1 rRNA gene is annotated in these 327 nt (G+C 45.3%); it reads left to right on the top strand.

The features are described from left to right. Positions 1 to 110, top strand: a 5S ribosomal RNA gene (gene rrf, locus ACTQ1N_RS12810); the annotation flags it as partial. Between the last annotated feature and the right edge of the window lie 217 nt (positions 111 to 327).

Genomic DNA, 327 nt, shown 5'->3' on the forward strand with positions numbered 1-327 from the left:
CGATGCGTCCGGAGGAAACACCCGTTCCCATCCCGAACACGACCGTGAAGAGCCGGGCGGCCGAAGGTACTATGCTGGAGACGGCATGGGAGAACAGGCGGGCGCCAGAATTTAAAAAAATCAAACAGTGCTTCAGGATTCCAAGTGTATATCGCATAAGATAGCGGGAAAGAATTTGGAGTCTTGAATGACTGGTTGATTCGATCAGTCAGCCGCACCTTGAAAACTGCATACAAGATCAATATCCGATTAGACAAAAATTGTTTAATCACAAGACATCCGAGGAAAGTTATCTTCAAGAGCAATCTTGAATGTAATTGAATTAGA

This window comes from Porcincola sp. LCP21S3_C12, assembly GCF_052118625.1.
In the GTDB taxonomy this organism is placed as follows: Bacteria; Bacillota; Clostridia; order Lachnospirales; family Lachnospiraceae; genus Porcincola.